Source organism: Ottowia sp. SB7-C50 (assembly GCF_033110285.1).
GTDB lineage: Bacteria > Pseudomonadota > Gammaproteobacteria > Burkholderiales > Burkholderiaceae_C > Ottowia.
Window position 1 is genome coordinate 2,370,673 of record NZ_CP136995.1, and the last position, 19,272, is coordinate 2,389,944.

Annotated in this window: 15 protein-coding genes and 3 pseudogenes; 9 read left to right on the forward strand and 9 right to left on the reverse strand. The window is 66.6% G+C overall.

Going from position 1 to position 19,272, the window contains the following annotated elements; translation table 11 throughout:
• Window positions 1–5: 5 nt before the first annotated feature.
• The 6 genes and pseudogenes from R0D99_RS11265 to R0D99_RS11290 all read right to left on the reverse strand — a co-directional run bounded on the left by R0D99_RS11265 (window position 6) and on the right by R0D99_RS11290 (window position 6,517).
• Complete coding sequence (locus R0D99_RS11265; protein ID WP_317748334.1) at window positions 6–806, reverse strand: enoyl-CoA hydratase/isomerase family protein; 801 nt, start codon at window positions 804–806, stop codon at window positions 6–8.
• Window positions 807–823: 17 nt separating this feature from the next.
• A complete protein-coding gene (locus R0D99_RS11270) occupies window positions 824–1,804 on the reverse strand; it encodes a tripartite tricarboxylate transporter substrate binding protein (RefSeq protein WP_317748335.1) in 981 nt (326 codons plus the stop codon).
• A 33-nt stretch (window positions 1,805–1,837) separates the two neighbouring features.
• Window positions 1,838–3,232, reverse strand: coding sequence for a malonyl-CoA decarboxylase (locus R0D99_RS11275; RefSeq protein ID WP_317748336.1), 1,395 nt, complete (start codon window positions 3,230–3,232; stop codon window positions 1,838–1,840).
• Between the two features lie 42 nt (window positions 3,233–3,274).
• A pseudogene (gene lgt, locus R0D99_RS11280) lies at window positions 3,275–4,112 on the reverse strand (prolipoprotein diacylglyceryl transferase).
• Window positions 4,113–4,285: 173 nt separating this feature from the next.
• Window positions 4,286–6,145: a dihydroxy-acid dehydratase gene (gene ilvD, locus R0D99_RS11285; RefSeq protein ID WP_317748337.1), complete on the reverse strand. Its 1,860-nt coding sequence runs from the start codon at window positions 6,143–6,145 to the stop codon at window positions 4,286–4,288.
• A 117-nt stretch (window positions 6,146–6,262) separates the two neighbouring features.
• On the reverse strand, window positions 6,263–6,517 hold the full coding sequence (locus tag R0D99_RS11290; protein ID WP_317748338.1) for a TIGR04438 family Trp-rich protein: 255 nt from the start codon (window positions 6,515–6,517) through the stop codon (window positions 6,263–6,265).
• 105 nt (window positions 6,518–6,622) lie between these two features.
• Here R0D99_RS11290 and R0D99_RS11295 point away from each other — a divergent pair.
• Window positions 6,623–6,935 (forward strand): annotated as a pseudogene (locus tag R0D99_RS11295) (c-type cytochrome).
• 207 nt (window positions 6,936–7,142) lie between these two features.
• Here R0D99_RS11295 and acs read toward each other — a convergent pair.
• Entirely contained in the window at window positions 7,143–9,125 is a 1,983-nt protein-coding gene (gene acs, locus R0D99_RS11300) for an acetate--CoA ligase (RefSeq protein WP_317748339.1), read from the reverse strand.
• 274 nt (window positions 9,126–9,399) lie between these two features.
• On the opposite strand from acs, the gene R0D99_RS11305 reads away from it, so the two are divergent.
• Complete coding sequence (locus R0D99_RS11305) at window positions 9,400–9,993, forward strand: YqhA family protein (RefSeq protein ID WP_317748340.1); 594 nt, start codon at window positions 9,400–9,402, stop codon at window positions 9,991–9,993.
• A 30-nt stretch (window positions 9,994–10,023) separates the two neighbouring features.
• Here the strand turns inward: R0D99_RS11305 and fumC are convergent.
• A pseudogene (fumC, locus tag R0D99_RS11310) lies at window positions 10,024–11,419 on the reverse strand (class II fumarate hydratase).
• A 91-nt stretch (window positions 11,420–11,510) separates the two neighbouring features.
• Here fumC and R0D99_RS11315 point away from each other — a divergent pair.
• A complete protein-coding gene (locus R0D99_RS11315) occupies window positions 11,511–13,061 on the forward strand; it encodes a fumarate hydratase (protein WP_317748341.1) in 1,551 nt (516 codons plus the stop codon).
• On the forward strand, window positions 13,058–13,942 hold the full coding sequence (murI, locus tag R0D99_RS11320; RefSeq protein ID WP_317748342.1) for a glutamate racemase: 885 nt from the start codon (window positions 13,058–13,060) through the stop codon (window positions 13,940–13,942). Before R0D99_RS11315 ends, murI begins: the two co-directional genes overlap by 4 nt.
• An 18-nt stretch (window positions 13,943–13,960) precedes the next feature.
• On the opposite strand, the gene R0D99_RS11325 is transcribed toward murI, so the two are convergent.
• A complete protein-coding gene (locus R0D99_RS11325) occupies window positions 13,961–14,590 on the reverse strand; it encodes a DUF6806 family protein (RefSeq protein ID WP_317748343.1) in 630 nt (209 codons plus the stop codon).
• A gap of 255 nt (window positions 14,591–14,845) precedes the next feature.
• Between R0D99_RS11325 and R0D99_RS11330 the strand changes: the two genes are divergently transcribed.
• From R0D99_RS11330 to R0D99_RS11350, 5 genes are all read left to right on the forward strand, one after another.
• Complete coding sequence (locus R0D99_RS11330) at window positions 14,846–16,051, forward strand: tyrosine-type recombinase/integrase (protein ID WP_279817120.1); 1,206 nt, start codon at window positions 14,846–14,848, stop codon at window positions 16,049–16,051.
• Window positions 16,048–17,211 carry a PDDEXK nuclease domain-containing protein gene (locus R0D99_RS11335; RefSeq protein ID WP_167814581.1) on the forward strand — a complete coding sequence of 388 codons (1,164 nt, stop codon included), beginning with the start codon at window positions 16,048–16,050 and terminating at the stop codon, window positions 17,209–17,211. The genes R0D99_RS11330 and R0D99_RS11335 overlap by 4 nt, the downstream gene beginning before the upstream one ends.
• Window positions 17,212–17,536: 325 nt before the next feature.
• Window positions 17,537–18,043, forward strand: a complete 507-nt coding sequence (gene radC, locus R0D99_RS11340; RefSeq protein ID WP_241349770.1) for a RadC family protein — start codon at window positions 17,537–17,539, stop codon at window positions 18,041–18,043.
• Window positions 18,044–18,324: 281 nt separating this feature from the next.
• Window positions 18,325–18,675, forward strand: coding sequence for a DUF2958 domain-containing protein (locus R0D99_RS11345; RefSeq protein ID WP_019372677.1), 351 nt, complete (start codon window positions 18,325–18,327; stop codon window positions 18,673–18,675).
• Window positions 18,676–18,740: 65 nt separating this feature from the next.
• A complete protein-coding gene (locus R0D99_RS11350) occupies window positions 18,741–19,019 on the forward strand; it encodes a hypothetical protein (RefSeq protein ID WP_019372676.1) in 279 nt (92 codons plus the stop codon).
• Window positions 19,020–19,272 lie beyond the last annotated feature (253 nt).

The following is a 19,272-nucleotide window of genomic DNA, read 5'->3' on the forward strand; positions in this document are numbered from 1 at the left end:
TCAAATCAGAAGCGCGCGGGGCGCTTTTCAAGAAAGGCGGCGATGCCTTCGCGATGCTCGGCGCTGTCGGCATAGTCGTAGGCGCCTGATACTATATTTTCGATAGCATTATGCGCCATTCCAGCAAGCGCTGGCGGGCTATTCAATAACCTGAACAGCTGCTTGTGCGCGCGCGCCGCGCCGGGTGCCAGCGCCGCCACGCGCAGGGCGCGTTCGCGCGCGTGGGCCCACAACGCGTCGGCCGGTTCCACGCGGTGCAGAAAGCCGCGCGCGTTCATCTCGGCGGCGCCCAGCACGGCCGCTTCCAGCAGCATTTCGCGTGCGGTGGCTTCACCTGCCACGCGCGCCACCAGTTGCGCCTCGCGCGGGGCCATCGGAAAGCCCAGCTTGGCGATGGGCGCGCCAAAGCGGGCGTCGTCCGCCGCCACGCGGATGTCGCACGCGCTCGCCATCTCCATGCCCGCGCCCATGCAGTTGCCCGCGATGGCGGCCACGATGGGCACGTCGCAGTCCAGCATGGCCTGCAGCCCGCCCCAGACGTCTTGTTCGTGAAAGGCGCGCAGGCTGGCTGCGTCGAAGCGAAAGGCCGGGTATTCGGCGATGTCGCCGCCCGCACAGAAATGCGCCCCGTCGCCGCGCAGCAGCACGCAACGCCAGCCGGGGCTGGCCTGGATGCGGCTGAAGACGTCCTTCAGGTCGCGCCACATGGCGCGCGACATGGCGTTGAACTTGCCGTGATGGGCCAGCGTGACGACCGCCACGCGCGCATCGTCGTCATCGGCGCAAAGAAAAACCTGGCCAGACAAGACGGTCAGGCCTTTCCTCAGTCCAGCTTGGCGCCCGACAGCTTGACCACCTGCCCCCACTTGCGGATCTCATCGTGGATCAGCTTGGCGAACTGCGGGCCGGCCACGTTGGGGAATTCGGCGCCCTGCCCCGCCCACACGGTCTTGGCCTCGGGCTCCTGGCAGGCCTTGCGCACGGCCTCGATGGAGGCGGCCTGCGCGTCGGCGGGCGTGCCCTTGGGCGCCCAAAGGCCGTACCAGGTCTGCACGTCGTAGTCGGGCAGCCCCACCTCGGCGGCGCAGGGCACGTCGGGGAAGGCCGGGCTGCGCTGCTTGCCCGCCACCATCAGCGCCTTGATGCGGCCGCCCTTGATGTGGTTGGCCGACGAGCCCAAGCCGTCGAAGGCCATGTCGACGTTGCCGGCGATCAAGTCCTGCAGCGCCGGGCCTGCGCCCCGGTAAGGGATGTGCGTGATGAAGGTCTTGCTCTGCTGCTTGAACAGCTCGCCCGCCAGGTGGTGCACCGAGCCGGCGCCGGCCGAGGCGTAGTTGAGCTTGCCCGGACTGCGGCGGATCAGCTCCATGAATTCCTTGAAGCTGCCGGCATTGGCGCGCCTGGCATTCACCACCAGCACCTGCGGCACGCTGGCCACCTGGATCAGCGGCACAAAGTCTTTTTCGATGTCGTAGTCCAGCTTGGGGTACATGCTGGGCGCCACCATGTGGTGGGCGCCGCCCATGAACAGGTTGTAGCCGTCGGCCGGCAGCTTGGCCGCGACGGATGCGCCCAGGGTACCGCCCGCGCCGCCCCGGTTGTCGATGACCAGCGTCTTGCCCGTCAGCTTGGAAAATTGCGCCGCCAGCGGCCGTGCAAAGGCATCGGTGCCGCCGCCGGCCGGAAACGGCACGACCAGCGTCACCGGCTTGCTGGGCCAGGCGGACTGCGCGCGCAGAAAGCTCGGCAACGTCAGCGACGCAGCGGCCAGAAGGGCGTGACGGCGGTGAATGAGGGTGGTCATGGGCAATTTGTCTCCTGTCGTGGTTACTTCCAACTAGCCATCTTGCAGGCTTTCGACGGCGCTGGATAGGGGGACTTTTCCCTGTGCCAGCAGCGCGCGGTGGCGGTCCAGGCGCTTCAGGTCGTAGAGGTAGTTCACCATCAGCCCGTAGGACTGCCGCAGTCCCTTGGGCGACGGGTCGCCCAGCCAGTTCAGGCGTTCGACCCGCGCGCCGTTGCCCAGGTGAAAGCGCGCCACGGCGTCCAGCGGGCGGCCGTCCGGCGTCAGCTCGCGCGCCAGGTAGCGCGCCGCGCTCGACAGCAGCCAGCGCCGCACGGCCGATTTTTCGCCCAGTGCGGGGACGTCGTCCAGCGCCTTCAGCAGCACCGGCGCCGTCAGTTCGGCCTCGCCCACTTCGCGCGCCAGCGCCTGGCGCGCGCGCGGCGGCAGGTCCTGCAGCAGCGCGCCGGCCTGCTTGCCCAGCCAGCCGCGCAGGCCGGGAATGGGCGACAGCGTGGCAAACACCTTGAGCTGCGGAAATTCGTGCTGCAGCGCCTCGACCACGCGCTTGATGAGCGAGTCGCCAAAGCTCACGCCCCTGAGGCCCGGTTGCGTGTTGCTGATCGAATAGAAGATGGCGGTGGTGGCCTTGTCCAGGTCGGCCGCCTCGGCCTCCTCGTCCAGCAGCGGGGTGATGCTGCCGGCCATCGACTTGAGCAGCGCCACCTCGACGAAGATCAGCGGCTCGCCCGGCAGGCGGGGGTGAAAGAAGCCGTAGCAGCGCCGGTCTTCGTCGAGCCGGTTCTTGGCGTCGGCCCAGCTGCGCACGTCGTGCACCGCCTCGTACTTGATGAGCTTTTCGATCAGCGATGCGGGCGAATGCCAGTCGATGCGCCGCAGCTCCAGAAAGCCGACGTCGAACCAGGTCGAAAACAGATCTTCCAGTTCGGCGTCCAGCGCCAGCAGGCGCTTTTCCTGCTTCAGCCGTGGCAGCAGTTCGGCCCGCATGTCCACAAGAAAGCGCACCCCGTCAGGGAATGCCGCAAAGCGTTGCAGCAGGCGCGTGCGCGGCGATGCAAACGCCTTGCGAAGTCGCACTTCGGCGCGCGCCTCCTCGTCGGTGTTGCGGGCGGCGTCGTACGCGGCGTGCGCGGCCTGGATGGCGGTGGGGTCGGGCGGAAACTGCTCGCTCATGAGCAGCCAGCAGTCCTGCCGCTGCTCTGGCGTGGCGCTGGCGTACCAGCGAGCCACGCCCGCGGCGCGGCGACCGCCTTCGACGTCGCTCACCGTCGGATCGGCCACGTTCTGCAGCTCGCGCAGGGTGCGCCGCAACACGCGCGGCGGCAGCGCCTCGTCGCTGCGGCCCAGCATGGCGCCCAGGCGCTCGCGGGTGGTGCGCAACTGGCGCGACAGCGTGGCTTCGAGGCTGGTGTCTGCTTCGTTATTCATAGCTGCTGACGCTTGTACTGATTGCGGTAAAGGCCAAAAACATCAATGAACCGGGGTCGTCGACGTGCCCCGGCTGGCCCACATCCACAGCGCCGCGCCGGCCACGATCATCGGTACGCACAGCCACTGCCCCATGCTCATACCCATGGCCAGCAGGCCCAGATGCGCGTCGGGCTGGCGGAAGTATTCGGCGACGAAGCGCAGCAGGCCATAGCCGAACAGGAAGGCGCCGCTCACCTGCCCGGTCTTGCGCGGGTGGCGCGCGTACAGCCACAACAGCACGAACAGCAGCACGCCTTCCAGCAGGAACTGGTAGATCTGCGACGGATGCCGCGGCGGGTTGGTGCCGTCAGGCAACGTTGCGCCCGGAAACACCATCGCCCAGGGCAGCGATGGGTCGGCCACGCGGCCCCACAGCTCGCCGTTGATGAAATTGCCCACGCGGCCCGATGCCAGCCCCAGCGGCACGCAGGGCGCGATCAGGTCGGTCACCTGCAGCCAGGGCCGGCGGCGCGAATGCGCCCAGGCGATCATGGCCACGATGACGCCCAGCATGCCGCCGTGAAAGCTCATGCCGCCCTGCCAGATGGCGAAGATCTCCAGCGGGTGCGCAGCGTAATAGGCCGGCTTGTAGAACAGGCAATAGCCCAGGCGCCCCCCCTGCAATCACGCCCAGCACGCCCCAGAACAGCAGGTCCTCGATGTCGCGCCGCGTCCACGGCGCCGGCTGGGTGATGGAAGCGTAGGGTTGGTGCCGCAGGCGCCGTGTCGCCAGAAAGAAGAACAGCGCGAAGGCGACGAGGTAGGTGATGCCGTACCAGTGCACGGCCAATGGGCCGAGCCGGACGGCGATGGGATCGAATTGCGGGTGCATCAGCATGAGGGGATTATGTACAGCCCGCACGACACGGGCCGGGCGTTCCCCTCAAGGTGCACGCCGATTTGGGGTTAGGCGCTCGCCGTGCGCGCACAAGCGCAGATAGCTACCAAAATAGGAGCATGATGCGCAGTCTGAGCGTGGGCGGCCGACGCCATCGGCACCCACGCAGCGCGTCAATCGTCCAGCAGCGACAGATCGCGCACCGCGCCCTTGTCGGCCGACATGGCCAGCTTGGCGTACGCCTTGAGCGCGGCCGTCACCTTGCGGGGACGGGGCGCCACGGGCTTCCAGCCGATCTTGTCCTGTTCGGCGCGGCGGCGTGCGAGTTCTTCGTCGCTGACCAGCACGTCGATGGTGCGCTTGGGGATGTCGATGCGGATGCGGTCACCGTTGCGCACCAGGCCGATGGCACCGCCCGCCGCGGCCTCGGGCGAGCAATGGCCAATCGACAGCCCCGACGTGCCGCCGGAAAAGCGCCCATCGGTCAGCAGCGCGCAGGCCTTGCCCAGCCCCTTGCTCTTGATGTAGCTGGTGGGGTAGAGCATTTCCTGCATGCCGGGGCCGCCCTTGGGCCCTTCGTAGCGCACCACCACCACGTCGCCAGCCTTGACCTGGTCGTTCAGGATGTGCTCGACCGCCTCGTCCTGCGACTCGACCACGTGGGCCGGGCCTTCAAACACCAGCAGGCTGTCGTCAACGCCCGCGGTCTTGACGACGCAGCCGGCCAGCGCGATGTTGCCGTGCAGCACGGCCAGGCCACCCTCCTTGGAAAAGGCGTGTTCGAACGAGCGGATGCAACCGCCCGCGCGGTCGGTGTCCAGGCTGGGCCAGCGCGCGGACTGGCTGAAGGCGACCTGCGTCGGCACGCCGCCCGGGCCGGCGCGGTAGAAGGTCTGCACCGCTTCGCTGGGGGCGCGCGCCACGTCCCATTCGTCGAGCGCCGCGCCCAGCGACGGCGCGTGCACGGCGGGCACGTCGGTGTGCAGCTTGCCGGCGCGGTCCAGTTCGCCCAGGATGGCCATAATGCCGCCGGCGCGGTGCACGTCCTCGATGTGGTACTTGTTGGTGTTGGGCGCCACCTTGCACAGCTGCGGCACGGTGCGCGACAGGCGGTCGATGTCCTGCATGCTGAAGTCGATACCGGCCTCCTGCGCGATGGCCAGCAGGTGCAGGATGGTGTTGGTGGAGCCGCCCATGGCGATGTCCAGCGTCATGGCGTTTTCGAACGCCTTGAAGCCCACGCTGCGCGGCAGCACGCGCTCGTCGTCCTGCTCGTAGTAGCGGCGCGCCAGCTCCACGATCAACTGGCCGGCGCGCTTGAACAAGGCCTCGCGGTCGGCGTGCGTGGCCACCACGGTGCCGTTGCCAGGCAGCGACAGGCCCAGGGCTTCGGTCAGGCAGTTCATCGAGTTGGCGGTGAACATGCCCGAGCACGAGCCGCACGTGGGGCAGGCAGAGCGCTCCACCTCGGCCACGTCGGCGTCGCTTTGCGACGGATCGGCGGCCATCACCATGGCGTCGATCAGGTCGAGCTTGCGGATCTCGATGGTCTTGGTCTCGGGGTTGGCCAGCTTCGCCTTGCCCGCTTCCATGGGGCCGCCGGACACGAACACGACCGGAATGTTCAGCCGCATCGCGGCCATCAGCATGCCGGGGGTGATCTTGTCGCAGTTGCTGATGCACACCATCGCGTCAGCGCAATGGCCGTTGACCATGTATTCGACGCTGTCGGCGATCAGGTCGCGGCTGGGCAGGCTGTACAGCATGCCGTCGTGGCCCATGGCGATGCCGTCGTCGATGGCGATGGTGTTGAATTCCTTGGCCACGCCGCCTGCCGCCTCGATCTCGCGGGCCACCAGCTGGCCCAGGTCCTTCAGGTGCACGTGGCCGGGCACGAACTGCGTGAAGCTGTTGACGACCGCGATGATCGGCTTCTCGAAATCGCCATCCTTCATGCCGGTGGCGCGCCACAGGGAGCGGGCACCGGCCATGTTGCGGCCGGCGGTGGAAGTTCTGGAACGGTAGATGGGCATGGCTGGGTTCGTCTCTTCGAAAAATGATGCCGCCGCGCCTGCAGCAGGCGCAACGACTGGTTGAATTATGTCCGTGCGCCGGCGCGCCCGCAGGGGCCTGCGCCGGGGACGTCGCGGTCAGCGCCTGCGCGGCGCGGCAGGGCGAGCTTTCTGGCCAATGGCCTCGCGCTGGCGATTGATGCGGTCGAGCTTTCTCTGGTCTTCGCGCTCCATCGCCTTGCGCTTGGTATAGCCCGACCAGTCGGCCCAGCTCCACCACGCGGCAGCCAGGGCAAACGGCGCCAGCACCCACCACCACGGCCAATTGGCCACGGGCCCCATCTCCTGCCATTTCAGCAGCACCAACACGATGCCGAGCCCCAGAAAATACATGACGTGTCCTTGATGTACGCCAGTTTTCCGCACTGCCCACGGTCAACCGGCAGGCGTAGAATGGCGTTGAACGACTGTAGCGCAACTATCCCTATGGAGGAACTGATGAAGCGTGTTCTGTTGACTTTCGCCGCCCTGGCCGCTGTGACCGCTGCCGCTCCCGCGATGGCTGACGAAGCCATGGCCAAGGCCAAGAACTGCATGGCCTGCCATGCCGTCGACAAGAAGCTGGTGGGCCCGGCCTACAAGGACGTCGCCAAGAAATACGCGGCCGACGCCAAGGCGGTTGACCTGCTGGCCGCCAAGATCCAGAAGGGTGGCTCGGGCGTCTGGGGTGCGGTGCCGATGCCCCCCCAACGCCAACGTGAACGCCGACGAGGCCAAGAAGCTGGCCACCTGGGTCATGTCGATGAAGTGATCTGAAGCCGCTTCAGGCGCAAGAAAAGCCCGCGATCTTCGCGGGCTTTTTTGTGGGCGCAGGGTGGGTGATTGCGTGCCATTGTTGGCCTGCACGGCGCACGCCATCGTCACATCAGCGCTCCGACTCGGGATTGACCGTTCGCCATAAAAAAGCCGGACGCTGTCCAAGACAGCGTCCGGCGGCTCCCCCCCTCAGGGAATGCGGTCAATAAGTCTGGTCGAGCTGCGTGAGGATCGCTGGGTTTTCCAGCGTGCTGGTGTCCTGCGTGATCTGCTCGCCCTTGGCCAGGCTGCGCAGCAGGCGGCGCATGATCTTGCCGCTGCGCGTCTTGGGCAGGTTTTCGCCAAAGCGGATGTCCTTGGGCTTGGCGATGGGGCCGATTTCGTGCGCGACCCAGTCGCGCAGCTCCTTGGCGATGGCCTTGGCTTCGTCGCCTTGGGGCAGCGGGCGCTTGAGCACCACGAAGGCACAGATCGCCTCACCCGTGGTGTCGTCGGGACGGCCCACCACGGCGGCTTCGGCCACCAGGTCGGTCTTGGCCACCAGGGCGGATTCGATCTCCATCGTGCCCATGCGGTGGCCGGACACGTTCAGCACGTCGTCGATGCGGCCCGTGATGCGGAAGTAGCCACGCTCGGCATCGCGCACGGCGCCGTCGCCGGCCAGGTAATAGCCCTTCAGTTCTTCGGGGAAGTAGCTCTTCTTGAAGCGCTCGGGGTCGTTCCAGATCGTGCGGATCATGCTGGGCCAGGGCTTCTTCATGACCAGAATGCCGCCCGAGCCGTTGGGCATCTCGTTGCCGGATTCATCCACGATGGCGGCAAAGATACCGGGCAGCGGCAGCGTGCACGAGCCCGGCACCAGCGGCGTGGCGCCCGGCAGCGGGTTGATCATGTGGCCGCCGGTCTCGGTCTGCCAGAAGGTGTCGACGATGGGGCAACGCTCACCGCCGATGTTCCGGTAGTACCACATCCAGGCTTCGGGGTTGATCGGCTCGCCGACACTGCCGAGGATGCGCAGGCTGCTCAGGTTCCAGTTCTGGGGGTGCACCTTCTCGTTGGTTTCCGACGCCTTGATGAGCGAACGGATCGCCGTCGGCGCGGTGTAGAAGATGGTGCACTTGTGGCGCTCGATCATCTGCCAGAAGCGGCCGGCGTCGGGATACGTGGGCACGCCTTCGAACACGATCTCGGTCGCGCCCGCAGCCAGCGGGCCGTAGGCAATGTAGCTGTGACCCGTGACCCAGCCGATGTCGGCCGTGCACCAGAAGATGTCTTCGGGCTTGAGGTCGAACGTCCAGTCCATCGTGAGCTTGGCCCACAGGATGTAGCCGCCCGTGCTGTGCTGCACGCCCTTGGGCTTGCCGGTGGAGCCCGAGGTGTACAGGATGAACAGCGGGTGCTCGGCATCCACCATCTCGGGTGCGCATTCGGTCGACTGGCCTTCCAGCATCTGCTTGAAGGTCTTGTCGCGCCCGGCGATCATGTTCACGGCGGTGGGCGTGCGCTCGTAGACGAACACGTTCTTGATGGATTCGCAGCCGCCCATGCCCAGGGCCTCGTCCACGATGGCCTTCAGCGGCAGTTCCTTGCCGCCGCGCATCTGGTAGTTGGCGGTGATCACGGCCACGGCGCCAGCGTCCTGGATGCGCTCTTGCACCGCCTTGGCCGAGAAGCCGCCGAACACGACGCTGTGCGTGGCGCCGATGCGCGCGCAGGCCTGCATCGCCACCACGCCTTCGATCGTCATGGGCATGTAGATCAGGACGCGGTCGCCCTTCTTGATGCCGTGGGCCTTCAGGCCGTTGGCGAACTGGCTGACGCGCGCCAGCAGTTCCTTGTAGGTGACTTTGGTGACTTCGCCGCCATCGGCCTCGAAGATGATGGCGGTCTTGTTCTCGACCGGCGTGCCCATGTGCTTGTCGAGGCAGTTGGCGCTGGCGTTCAGCTGGCCGTCGGCAAACCACTTGTAGAACGGTTTGTTGGATTCGTCCAGCACCTGCGTGGGCGCCTTGGACCACACCACGTTCTCCTTGGCCAGGCGTGCCCAGAAGCCGCTGAAGTCGCGCTCGGCCTCGTCGCACAGCGCCTGGTACGCGTCCATGCCGCTGATGCGCGCCGCCTTGACGGTGGCTTCGCTCGGGGGGAACACGCGGTTTTCGACCAGGGTCGATTGAATCGCACTCATCTCATCGTCTCCTTTATCTTGGGTTCAGGCGGCCGACGCGGGGCCAAAGACCCGCGCATCCTGCGGCGAAGCTCTTACAAAGCACTGACTGGGCTTCGCGCCCACGCTACTCTAACGCCACGTTCACCGGATAGGGGCTCGGCTCGCAATGCGGCAGCCGCACACCCTAATGCCCAACGGGCGCCAGGTCAGCGGATTTCGTACACTCGCGGCCAGCGCAGGCAGCTGCCTGCACCCTGCCCTCCATCCAGCCGCTGCCGGGGAACCTGTCCGCATGAGCACGCCAACGCCGCCCGACAATCCCTGGTCACCCGGTCGCATCGTCCTGAGCAGCCGATGGCTGCAGGCGCCCATGTACGCGCTGCTGATCGCGGTGCAGCTGATTTTCGTGGTGCGGTTTCTGGGCCAGTTCGTGCACCTTGTCCAGGCCTGGTGGGGAGACGCTTCGGCCCTCGCCCACGTGGTGGAAGACATTGGCTATCACGCCGCGACCCCCGTCACGCGCATGACCGGCTTTCTGTGGGTGCTGGCCGTGCTGGAGCTGATCGAGACGGTGCTGGTCGCCAACCTGCTCCAGATCATGATCGTCGGGGGCTTCAGGGTCTACGTCAGCGATATCCCCGTGGCCCCAGGTCGCGAATCACCGGCCTGGGTGCGCCACGCCAGCGTGACCAACCTGAAACTGAAGCTGGCTTTGGGCATCGTGGGCGTCAGCAGCCTGAACCTGCTGGAAACCTTCATCAACGCCGCCAATTACGCAGACCGCGTCCTGTGGGCGCAGGCCGGCCTGCACGTGGTCTTGCTGGTGTCGGCGCTCGTGGTTGCGTGGATCGACCGCATGCACCACCAGATGCACAGCCCTCACTGACCGCACCAGCCGCCTCGGGACGGACGATGGCTACACCATGTCCTGCGGCCGGACCCAGGCGTCGAACTGCTCAGCCGTGACATGACCCGTGGCCAGCGCGGCGTCGCGCAGGCTGGTGCCCTCCTGGTGCGCCTTCTTGGCGATCTGCGCTGCCTTGTCGTAACCGATATGCGGGTTGAGCGCCGTCACCAGCATCAGCGATCGACTCACCAGCTCGTCGATGCGCGCGCGGTTGGGCTCGATGCCCGCCGCGCAGTGGTCGTTGAAGCTGACCATGCCGTCGGCCAGCAGGCGCACGCTTTGCAGGAAGTTGTGCGCGATCATGGGGCGGAACACGTTCAGTTCGAAGTTGCCCGAGGCGCCGCCGATATTGATCGCCACGTCGTTGCCCATCACCTGGGCACACAGCATGGTCAGTGCCTCGCTCTGCGTGGGGTTGACCTTGCCCGGCATGATGGATGAGCCAGGTTCGTTCTCGGGAATGCGGATTTCGCCAATGCCGCTGCGCGGGCCGCTGGCCAACCAGCGCACGTCGTTGGCGATCTTGGTCAGCGCGGCCGCCAGTCCCTTCAACGTGCCGTGTGCGTAGACCAGCGCGTCGCACGACGCCAGTGCCTCGAACTTGTTGGGGGCGGTGACAAAGGGCAACCCCGTCAGCCGCGCCAGTTCGGCCGCTGTGGCTTCGGCATAGCCCTTGGGCGCATTCAAGCCCGTGCCGACCGCGGTTCCGCCCAGCGCCAGTTCGCACAGGTGCGGCAGCGCGGCGCGCACGTGGCGCTCGGCATGGTCGAACTGCGCCACGTAACCTGAGAACTCTTGCCCCAGCGTCAGCGGCGTGGCGTCCTGCAGGTGGGTTCGGCCGATCTTGACGATGCCATCAAACTGATGCGCCTTGTCCGCCAGCGTGGCGCGCAGTTTGACGATGGCCGGCAGCAGACGGTGGGTCAAGGCTTCGACGGCCGCCACGTGCATGGCGGTGGGAAACACGTCGTTGCTCGACTGGCTCTTGTTGACGTCGTCGTTGGGGTGCACGAGGCGCGCTTCACCGCGCTCGCCGCCCAGCAGTTCGCTGGCGCGGTTGGCGATTACCTCGTTGAGGTTCATGTTGGTCTGCGTACCCGACCCGGTCTGCCAGACGACCAGGGGGAATTCGTCGGGATGCTGTCCTGCCAGCACCTCGTCGGCGGCGGCCACGATGGCATGCATCCTGGTTTCATCCAACAACCCTAGCCGCTGGTTGACCACCGCCGAAGCGCGCTTGACCCGTGCCAGCGCATGGATGATCTCGCGCGGCTGGCGTTCGCCCGAGATGTCGAAATTGAGCAGCGAGCGCTGCGTCTGCGCCCCCCCACAAGCGATCGACAGGCACCTCGATGGGGCCGAAGGTGTCGCGTTCAACGCGGGTAGGTCTGTCAGCAGCGGTCATGGGGCAGCCTGTCAAAATGGAGGGTTGAGGCGACGGTATCAGACCCCTGATGTCCCGCCAGCGCCACAGCATTTCACGATAAGGAGCTTCCATGACCGCCATCAAGCAAGACGATCTGATCGAGTCTGTCGCCGCCGCGCTGCAATACATCAGTTATTACCACCCGGCCGACTACATCGAGCATCTGGCGCGCGCCTATGAGCGCGAGCAGTCGCCCGCCGCCAAGGACGCCATGGCGCAGATCCTCACCAACAGCAAGATGAGCGCCACCGGCCACCGCCCCATCTGCCAGGACACGGGCATCGTCAACGTGTTTTTGAAGGTGGGCATGGACGTGCGCTGGGAAGGTTTCACCGGCAGCCTGGACGACGCCATCAACGAAGGCGTGCGCCGCGGCTACAACCACCCCGACAACACGCTGCGCGCCTCGGTCGTGGCCGACCCGCAGTTCGCGCGCAAGAACACCAAGGACAACACGCCCGCCGTCATCGTGACCGAGATCGTGCCGGGCAATACCGTCGAAGTGACCGTGGCAGCCAAGGGCGGCGGGTCTGAAAACAAGAGCAAGATGGTCATGCTCAACCCCAGCGACAGCGTGGTCGACTGGGTGCTGAAAACCGTGCCGACGATGGGTGCGGGCTGGTGCCCGCCCGGCATGCTGGGCATCGGCATCGGCGGCACGGCCGAAAAAGCCGTGCTGCTCGCCAAGCAGTCGCTGATGGACGACCTGGACATGTACCAGTTGCAGGCCAAGGCCGCCAAGGGCGAGGCGCTGTCCGACGTCGAAAAACTGCGCCTGGAGCTGTTCGAGAAAGTCAACGCGCTCGGCATTGGCGCGCAGGGCTTGGGCGGCCTGACGACGGTGCTGGACGTGAAGGTTGCCATGTACCCGACGCACGCTGCCAGCAAGCCAGTGGCCATGATCCCCAACTGTGCTGCCACGCGCCACGCGCACTTTGTGCTGGATGGCAGCGGGCCGGTCTACCTGGACCCGCCCTCGCTCGATCTGTGGCCCAAGGTCGATTGGACGCCCGATACCGAGAAGAGCCAGCGCGTGAACCTGAACACACTGACCAAGGAACAGGTCGCGTCGTGGAAGCCGGGCCAGACCCTGCTGCTGAACGGCAAGATGCTCACCGGCCGCGACGCCGCCCACAAGCGCATCCAGGACATGCTGGCCAAGGGCGAGAAGCTGCCGGTCGATTTCACCAACCGCGTCATCTACTACGTCGGCCCGGTCGATCCGGTGGGCGATGAAGCTGTCGGCCCCGCCGGCCCCACCACCGCCACGCGCATGGACAAGTTCACCGACATGATGCTGGCGCAAACCGGCCTCATCGCCATGGTCGGCAAGGCCGAGCGCGGCCCGACCGCCATCGAGGCCATCAAGAAGCACAAGTCGGCCTACCTGATGGCCGTGGGCGGCGCCGCCTACCTGGTCAGCAAGGCCATCAAGACCGCCAAGGTGGTCGGCTTTGAAGACCTGGGGATGGAAGCCATCTACGAGTTCGACGTGGTCGACATGCCGGTGACCGTGGCCGTCGATGCCGGCGGCACCAGCGCCCACGTCACCGGCCCGGCCGAGTGGGAAAAGCGCATCGCCTCGGGCGAATTCAAGGGCATCTCGGTCGCGGCCGCTTGAGCTTGCCGCGCCACAGCGTCGACCGCGCCGCGCCCATCGGCGTGTTCGACAGCGGCATCGGCGGGCTGTCGGTGCTGCAGGCGCTGCGCGCGGCCTTGCCGGGCGAAGACCTGGTCTACGTGGCCGACAGCGCGCACACGCCGTATGGCGAACGCAGTGACGCGTTCATCACCGAACGCACCAGTGCTATCGCCCGGCACCTGCGCGACGCGCACGGCGCCAAGCTGCTGGTGATCGCCTGCAACACCGCCAGCGCGGCCGCCGCGCACGTGGTGCGGCAGGACAACCCGGGCTGGCCGGTGGTCGCCATCGAGCCCGCGCTGAAACCTGCGGCACACCACACGCGGACCGGCCACGTGGGCGTGCTGGCCACGCGCAGCACCCTGGCAAGCCGCAAGTTCGCGGCCTTGCGCGCGGCGGTCACGTCAGCTCACCAGGAGGTGCGATTCAGCGAAGTCGCCTGCGACGGCCTGGCAGCTTCCATCGAGCGCTGGGCGCAAGGCGGCGACGGCAGCGCCAGCCGCGACCTGCTGGCGCGCTACCTGGGACAGCTGGGCGAACTGGGCGCCGCCGCCCACGCGATCGACACCTTGGTGCTCGGCTGCACGCACTACCCGCTGATTCGAGAGCAGATCCAGCAGCAGTTGCCGCTGGGTGTCGGCATCGTCGACTCGGGCCTGCCAGTGGCCCGCCATGCCCGGCGCCTGCTGCATTCCACAGGGCTGTTGCGCGCCGAGCCGCTGGGCGATGAAGCACCACTGTCGCCGGCATCGCTGCGTCTGCTGGCCACCGGCTCGGTGCACACGCTTCACGCTGCCGCGCAGCGCTGGCTCAGACCGATGGCCGCGCCGCTGCCCGACGTGGAAACGCTGGCGCTCTGACAGCGCCCTGCTGCGCCGTCAGTGCAGATGGCGTGGCCGACGGCCGCTGCCGTGGCCCGACGAGCCACCGCCACCGGGCCCGCGCGGCGGCTTGCCCAGTTCCAGCGAACTGGTCAGCGCCGAATAGCGGCCCTGGAACAGCTTGTCGATCTCGGCCACCACGCCGCCCAGTTCAGCGCCGTCGAAGTGGCGCTCCATCAGCGCCACCACGTCTTCGACCAGCAGGTTGCGCTGCGCCTGCATGATCGCCTCGGGCGTCGGGCCGACGAAGAGCAGCACGAAGTCGTCGCGCGACTCGCGGTTGTCGTCTTCGTCTTCCTCGTCGTATTCGGCGTCGTAGAACGTCACCTCGATCTGCGTGCCCTGGGCCGACAGTTCGTTGAGGTTCATGCACAGGTCGTCGAGTTGGTGGCGAAAATCTTCGTCGCCCTCGAGCGTCCAGCACATCTGCAGCAGGTGCTGGTGCGGGTCAAAGCGAATGCCCGGCTCGTCGTCGTACAGGCTCGCCGCAGCGTCGGCCAATGACCGGGCGCCGATGTACTTCCAGAGGGGCTTGAGGGCGTCCTGCAGGGCGTCGAACCCCACGTCGGAGCGCAGTGTCACGTCGCCATGCACGTGAATCTCGAAGGGTGCTGCTTCATGGCTCATGGCGGTTCCTTAACTGTCTGGTGCCCCGGGCCGGGATCGAACCGGCACGCCCCTTTTCAGGAAAGCGGCGGATTTTAAGCCAGAGCATGGCATCCGCACCGGGCTAACGCTGGACTTGGATGTGGCTTGCTGTAGCAGGTTTTCCGCCAGACCAATGCCTTCGATCATATCCCGGTGCGCGATGCAAACCGCCCCGGTTCTCCTCCGCCTGGCTCCTAGCCGGCCCCTGGAATCGGGGCCTTTCAGGAGCACCTCATGGCAAAGATCAAACTCACCAAGTCCGTCGTTGACACGGCGCAGGCGCAAACCTGCGACATGGAACTCCGGGATACGCTCGTTCCGGGCTTCTTGTGCAAGGTTACACCAACCGGCCGCAAGGTATTCATGGTTCAGTACCGCACGAACTCCGGCGTGCGGCGCAAGCCGGCAATCGGCCAGTTCGGCGAACTGACGGTCGAACAGGCCCGATCGCTGGCGCAAGACTGGCTGGCCGAAGTCCGGCGCGGGGGCGATCCCGGACTCGACAAGGCCGAAGCCCGCAAGGCGCCGACGGTCAAGGAGCTGTGCGGCCGGTTCATGGACGACCACTCCAAGCCGCACAACAAGCCCAGCACGCAGGCCGGCTACCAGTACCAGATTGACAGCTTCGTCATCCCGGCCTTCGGCAGCAAGAAGGTTCATGAGATCACGCGCAACGACATCACTGCGCTGATGAAGCGCATGGAGAAGTCGCCCACCCAGGCCAACCGCGTGCTGTCGCTCGTCCGAAAGATGTTCAACCTGGCCGAACTGTGGGGCTACCGGCCCGATGGCTCCAATCCCTGCCGCCATGTGCCCAAGTACCCGGAAAAGGGTTCGACCCGGCTCATTACCGACGACCAGATGACCAAGCTGTTCGCCTATCTGGAGAAGGCCGAGGCCGAGGGCTTAGAACATCCCATCCACCTGCTGGCCGTCCGGCTGCAATTCGAGTTCGCGGCGCGCATGTCGGAAATCCTGCTGTTGCAATGGGATTGGCTCGACCTGCCCAACGGCCGGGTGGTCTGGCCGGACAGCAAGACCGGCGATATGTCCAAGCCCCTGAGCGCCGAGGCTCGCCGCCTGTTGGAGAGCGCCCCCCACTATGGCGATTCGCCCTACGTTTGCCCTGCGATCCTCGATCACAAGAAGCCGCTAAGCCCCCACTCCTACTATCAGGCGTGGCGGCGCATCCTTGACCGTGCCGGTGTGCCGAAGGTCGGCACCCACGGCATCCGCCACCGCTCGGCGACGGACATTGCCAATTCGGGCGTGCCGCTCAAGGTCGGCATGGCGCTGACAGCGCACAAGACCGTGGCGATGTTCATGCGCTATGTCCACACCGAGGACGATCCTGTGCGCCAGGCGGCCGAGCTGGTGGCGACCCGGCGCCAGACCATCACGAAGGCGCGGCAACGCCAGCCCCAGGAGGCCACGGCATGAGCGCCCGGACGCCCAAAGCAGTAAAAGGCGCTGCCGTGCCTGCCGGCTACGCCGGCATCCACGGCGGCATCGTGGAACTGCTCGATGCCGCCCGCCAGGCGGCGGCGCGCAGCGTCAATGCGCTGATGACGGCCAGCTATTGGGAGATTGGTCGCCGCATCGTGGAGGCCGAGCAACAGGGCAAACGGCGCGCAGGGTACGGCGAACAGTTGATTGCCCGGCTGTCCGCCGACCTGACCGCGCGCTTCGGGCGCGGGTTCAGCCCGGACAACCTGGAGAACATGCGGCGGTTCTTCGCCGCCTATCCCCGGCCGGTGATTTCCGAGGCACTGTCTCGGAAATCGGGCGACGGGCTGCCCGCCGAGAAATCCGAGACAGTGTCTCGGAAATTGGCCTTGGGCGAGCTGGCGCAGGTGTTCACGCTGCCGTGGTCGGCCTACGTGCGGCTGCTGTCGGTCAAGGACGAGCACGCCCGCCGCTTCTACGAGGCCGAGGCGCTGCGCGGCGGCTGGAGCGTGCGCCAGCTTGACCGGCAGATCGGCAGCCAGTTCTACGAGCGCACCGCTTTGTCGAAGGACAAGGCGGCGATGCTGGTCAAGGGCGCTGCGCCTAGGCCGGAGGATGCCGTCAGGCCGGACGATGCGATCAAAGACCCGTATGTGCTGGAGTTCCTGAACCTCAAGGACGAGTATTCGGAATCCGATCTGGAAGCAGCCCTGATCCAGCGGCTGGAGGATTTTCTGCTGGAGCTGGGCGAAGGGTTCACCTTCGTCGGTCGGCAGCGGCGCTTGCGCATCGACCAGACGTGGTATCGGGTGGATCTGCTGTTCTTCCACCGGCGGCTGCGCTGCCTGGTCATCATCGACTTGAAGCTGGGCAGCCTGACCCATGCGGACGTGGGCCAGATGCACATGTATTGCAACTACGCCAAGGAGCATTGGGCGTATCCCGACGAAAACCCGCCCGTGGGTTTGATCCTCTGCGCCGACAAGGGCCACGCGCTGGCGCGGTATGCCTTGGAGGGCTTGCCGACGAAGGTGATGGCGGCGAACTACCGTACCGTGCTGCCGGATGCCGAACTGTTGCAGAAGGAGCTGGAAACCACGCGGCGACTGCTGGAGTCGCGTGCGGCGAAGCAGCTCAAGAAGCTGCCGCAATAGCCGGGCGTCCCGGCGTGCCGCCGTCGGGTTCGCGGGCTGCGCCCCGCGCTTCGTGCCGAATCGCGGCCATTCGGCTTTGACCCCTGACGCCTCCGGCCCTCTCGGGCCTGCGCGCTCCGCTTGCCCCAAAAGCCGACTGTGTGCAGTGGGCGGGTGTGGGCGGTCTTGCTGTTCCCTTCACCGTATCACGGCGTTCTCGCCGTCAAGGGCGGCGCGCGCCATGCGCGCTTGCGTCCTGGCGGCCGTCTGCGACCCCTGACTGCTTGCGCTGCGCCGTGCTGGCGCCGGTTCCGGGCAATTCCGCCCGAGCAACCGGAGCACGATCATGTCGCAACTTTCCCTCTCTCTCGATACTCCGCTGATGGTGCGCGATGGCCGTGGGCGCTATCGGCCGGCGGACGCCGACCAGATTCTGGAAGCCGCGCGCCAGGTCATCGAACAGAAGATGCAGCGCGGCGCCGAGTTCACTTCGCCAGTTGTGGTCAAGGACTACCTGCGCGCCAAGCTGGCCGGCTTCGAGCACGAAGTCTTCGCGGTGCTGTTCCTCGACACGCGCCATCGGCTGATCGACTACGTGGAGATGTTCCACGGCACGATCGACGCGGCCGAGGTGCATCCGCGCGAGGTGGTGAAGCTGGCGCTGCGGCTCAATGCGGCGGCGGTCATCGTTTCGCACAACCATCCGAGTGGGAACCCCGAGCCGAGCGCGGCCGACAAGGCGATGACCGCGCAGCTTCGGCAGGGGCTGGCGCTGGTGGACGTTCGCACGCTGGATCACGTCATCGTCGCGGGAAGCCGTACCACGTCATTCGCCGAGCGCGGCCTGCTTTGACCCTTGGGGGCTTCGGCCCCCTTTTTGCTGCGCCCGGCCGCGCGACTCCGGCCCTCGCGGGCCTGCGCGTGCTGCGCACTTGCCGAAAACCGGGGTGCGTGGAGGTGCGAGAGAGGCGGTCTTGCTGTTCCCTTCATCGTGCCACGGCGTTCTCGCCGTCAAGGGCTGCGCGCCGATGGCGCTTGCGTCCTGGCGGCCGTCGTTGACCCCTGACTGCTTGCGCTGCGCCGTGCCCCGGAAGGGTCGGGCAATACCGCCCGGCATCCTTTCAGGAGTTCACCGTGAACAACGCACTCATCACTGACGAGCAGCGCATCGTGCTGCTGGCCAACGGCCGCGAATCCTTGGAGAACCCGGACTTCGATCCGGCACCCGTGGTCAAGCTGTTTACGCCGGACGCCGGCGCGACCTGGCTGCTGACCGAGATTGATCCCGATGACCACGACCACGCCTTTGGTCTTTGTGACCTGGGCCTGGGTGCGCCAGAAATCGCCTGGGTCAGCCTGGGCGAGCTGGCGACGGTGCGCGGCGGGCTGGGCCTGCCGATCGAGCGCGACCTGTCTTTCCGCGCCGAGAAGCGGTTGAGCGCCTACGCGCGCGATGCGCGGCTGGCCGGGCGGATCGCTGTCTGAGCCGGCCCTCGGAGCGCCGCAAGGCGCTCCTTGCGCTTTTCCAACCTTCGCAGGAGATCAATGCCATGAGCAGCCATCACGACTACATCATCGAAATCACTGCGCAGCACGATGCGCTCAAGCCGTTCGCGCCGGAGAACGGCCAGCCCCTGCGCTTCAAGATCGGCGACGCGGTGATCTACACCAACGAGTTTGGCGCGCAGTTCCGGCGCCGCGTCACCGGGTTCTACCAGCCCACCGGGCTGTCGGGTCTGTACGCGCGTGGTGCGCGCTACCTGCTGGACTCGTCATCGCCGTGGATGCCGGTATCGGAATCCAGCCTGCGCCCTGACGACTCGGCGTGATGCCTACGCGCCCCTTGTGGGGCGCTGCGCGCTTCGCTTGCCTCCAGGGAAAGCCCTGCGGGCTATCCCCGCCGCGCGGTGCTTGGCGCCCCTCAAAGACCGCCGAACCGGCTGCGCCGGATCGGCCAGACCACAGCAGTCGTTGTCGAACCTGTTTCCCCATGACTGACGCATGAGCTTGTGCATCGAGCATTGAATGCTGTGCGTCCCCGGCCAAGAAACATGGCCGGTCGCGCTGTCGTGCGCGCTGCGC

Coding starts and splice junctions, on each gene's coding strand:
- R0D99_RS11270 (WP_317748335.1), bottom strand. CDS start 1,804: ATGACCACCCTCATTCACCGCCGTCACGCCCTTCTGGCCGCTGCGTCG.
- R0D99_RS11275 (WP_317748336.1), bottom strand. CDS start 3,232: ATGAATAACGAAGCAGACACCAGCCTCGAAGCCACGCTGTCGCGCCAG.
- ilvD (WP_317748337.1), bottom strand. CDS start 6,145: ATGCCCATCTACCGTTCCAGAACTTCCACCGCCGGCCGCAACATGGCC.
- R0D99_RS11290 (WP_317748338.1), bottom strand. CDS start 6,517: ATGTATTTTCTGGGGCTCGGCATCGTGTTGGTGCTGCTGAAATGGCAG.
- acs (WP_317748339.1), bottom strand. CDS start 9,125: ATGAGTGCGATTCAATCGACCCTGGTCGAAAACCGCGTGTTCCCCCCG.
- R0D99_RS11305 (WP_317748340.1), top strand. CDS start 9,400: ATGAGCACGCCAACGCCGCCCGACAATCCCTGGTCACCCGGTCGCATC.
- R0D99_RS11315 (WP_317748341.1), top strand. CDS start 11,511: ATGACCGCCATCAAGCAAGACGATCTGATCGAGTCTGTCGCCGCCGCG.
- R0D99_RS11325 (WP_317748343.1), bottom strand. CDS start 14,590: ATGAGCCATGAAGCAGCACCCTTCGAGATTCACGTGCATGGCGACGTG.
- R0D99_RS11330 (WP_279817120.1), top strand. CDS start 14,846: ATGGCAAAGATCAAACTCACCAAGTCCGTCGTTGACACGGCGCAGGCG.
- R0D99_RS11335 (WP_167814581.1), top strand. CDS start 16,048: ATGAGCGCCCGGACGCCCAAAGCAGTAAAAGGCGCTGCCGTGCCTGCC.
- radC (WP_241349770.1), top strand. CDS start 17,537: ATGTCGCAACTTTCCCTCTCTCTCGATACTCCGCTGATGGTGCGCGAT.
- R0D99_RS11350 (WP_019372676.1), top strand. CDS start 18,741: ATGAGCAGCCATCACGACTACATCATCGAAATCACTGCGCAGCACGAT.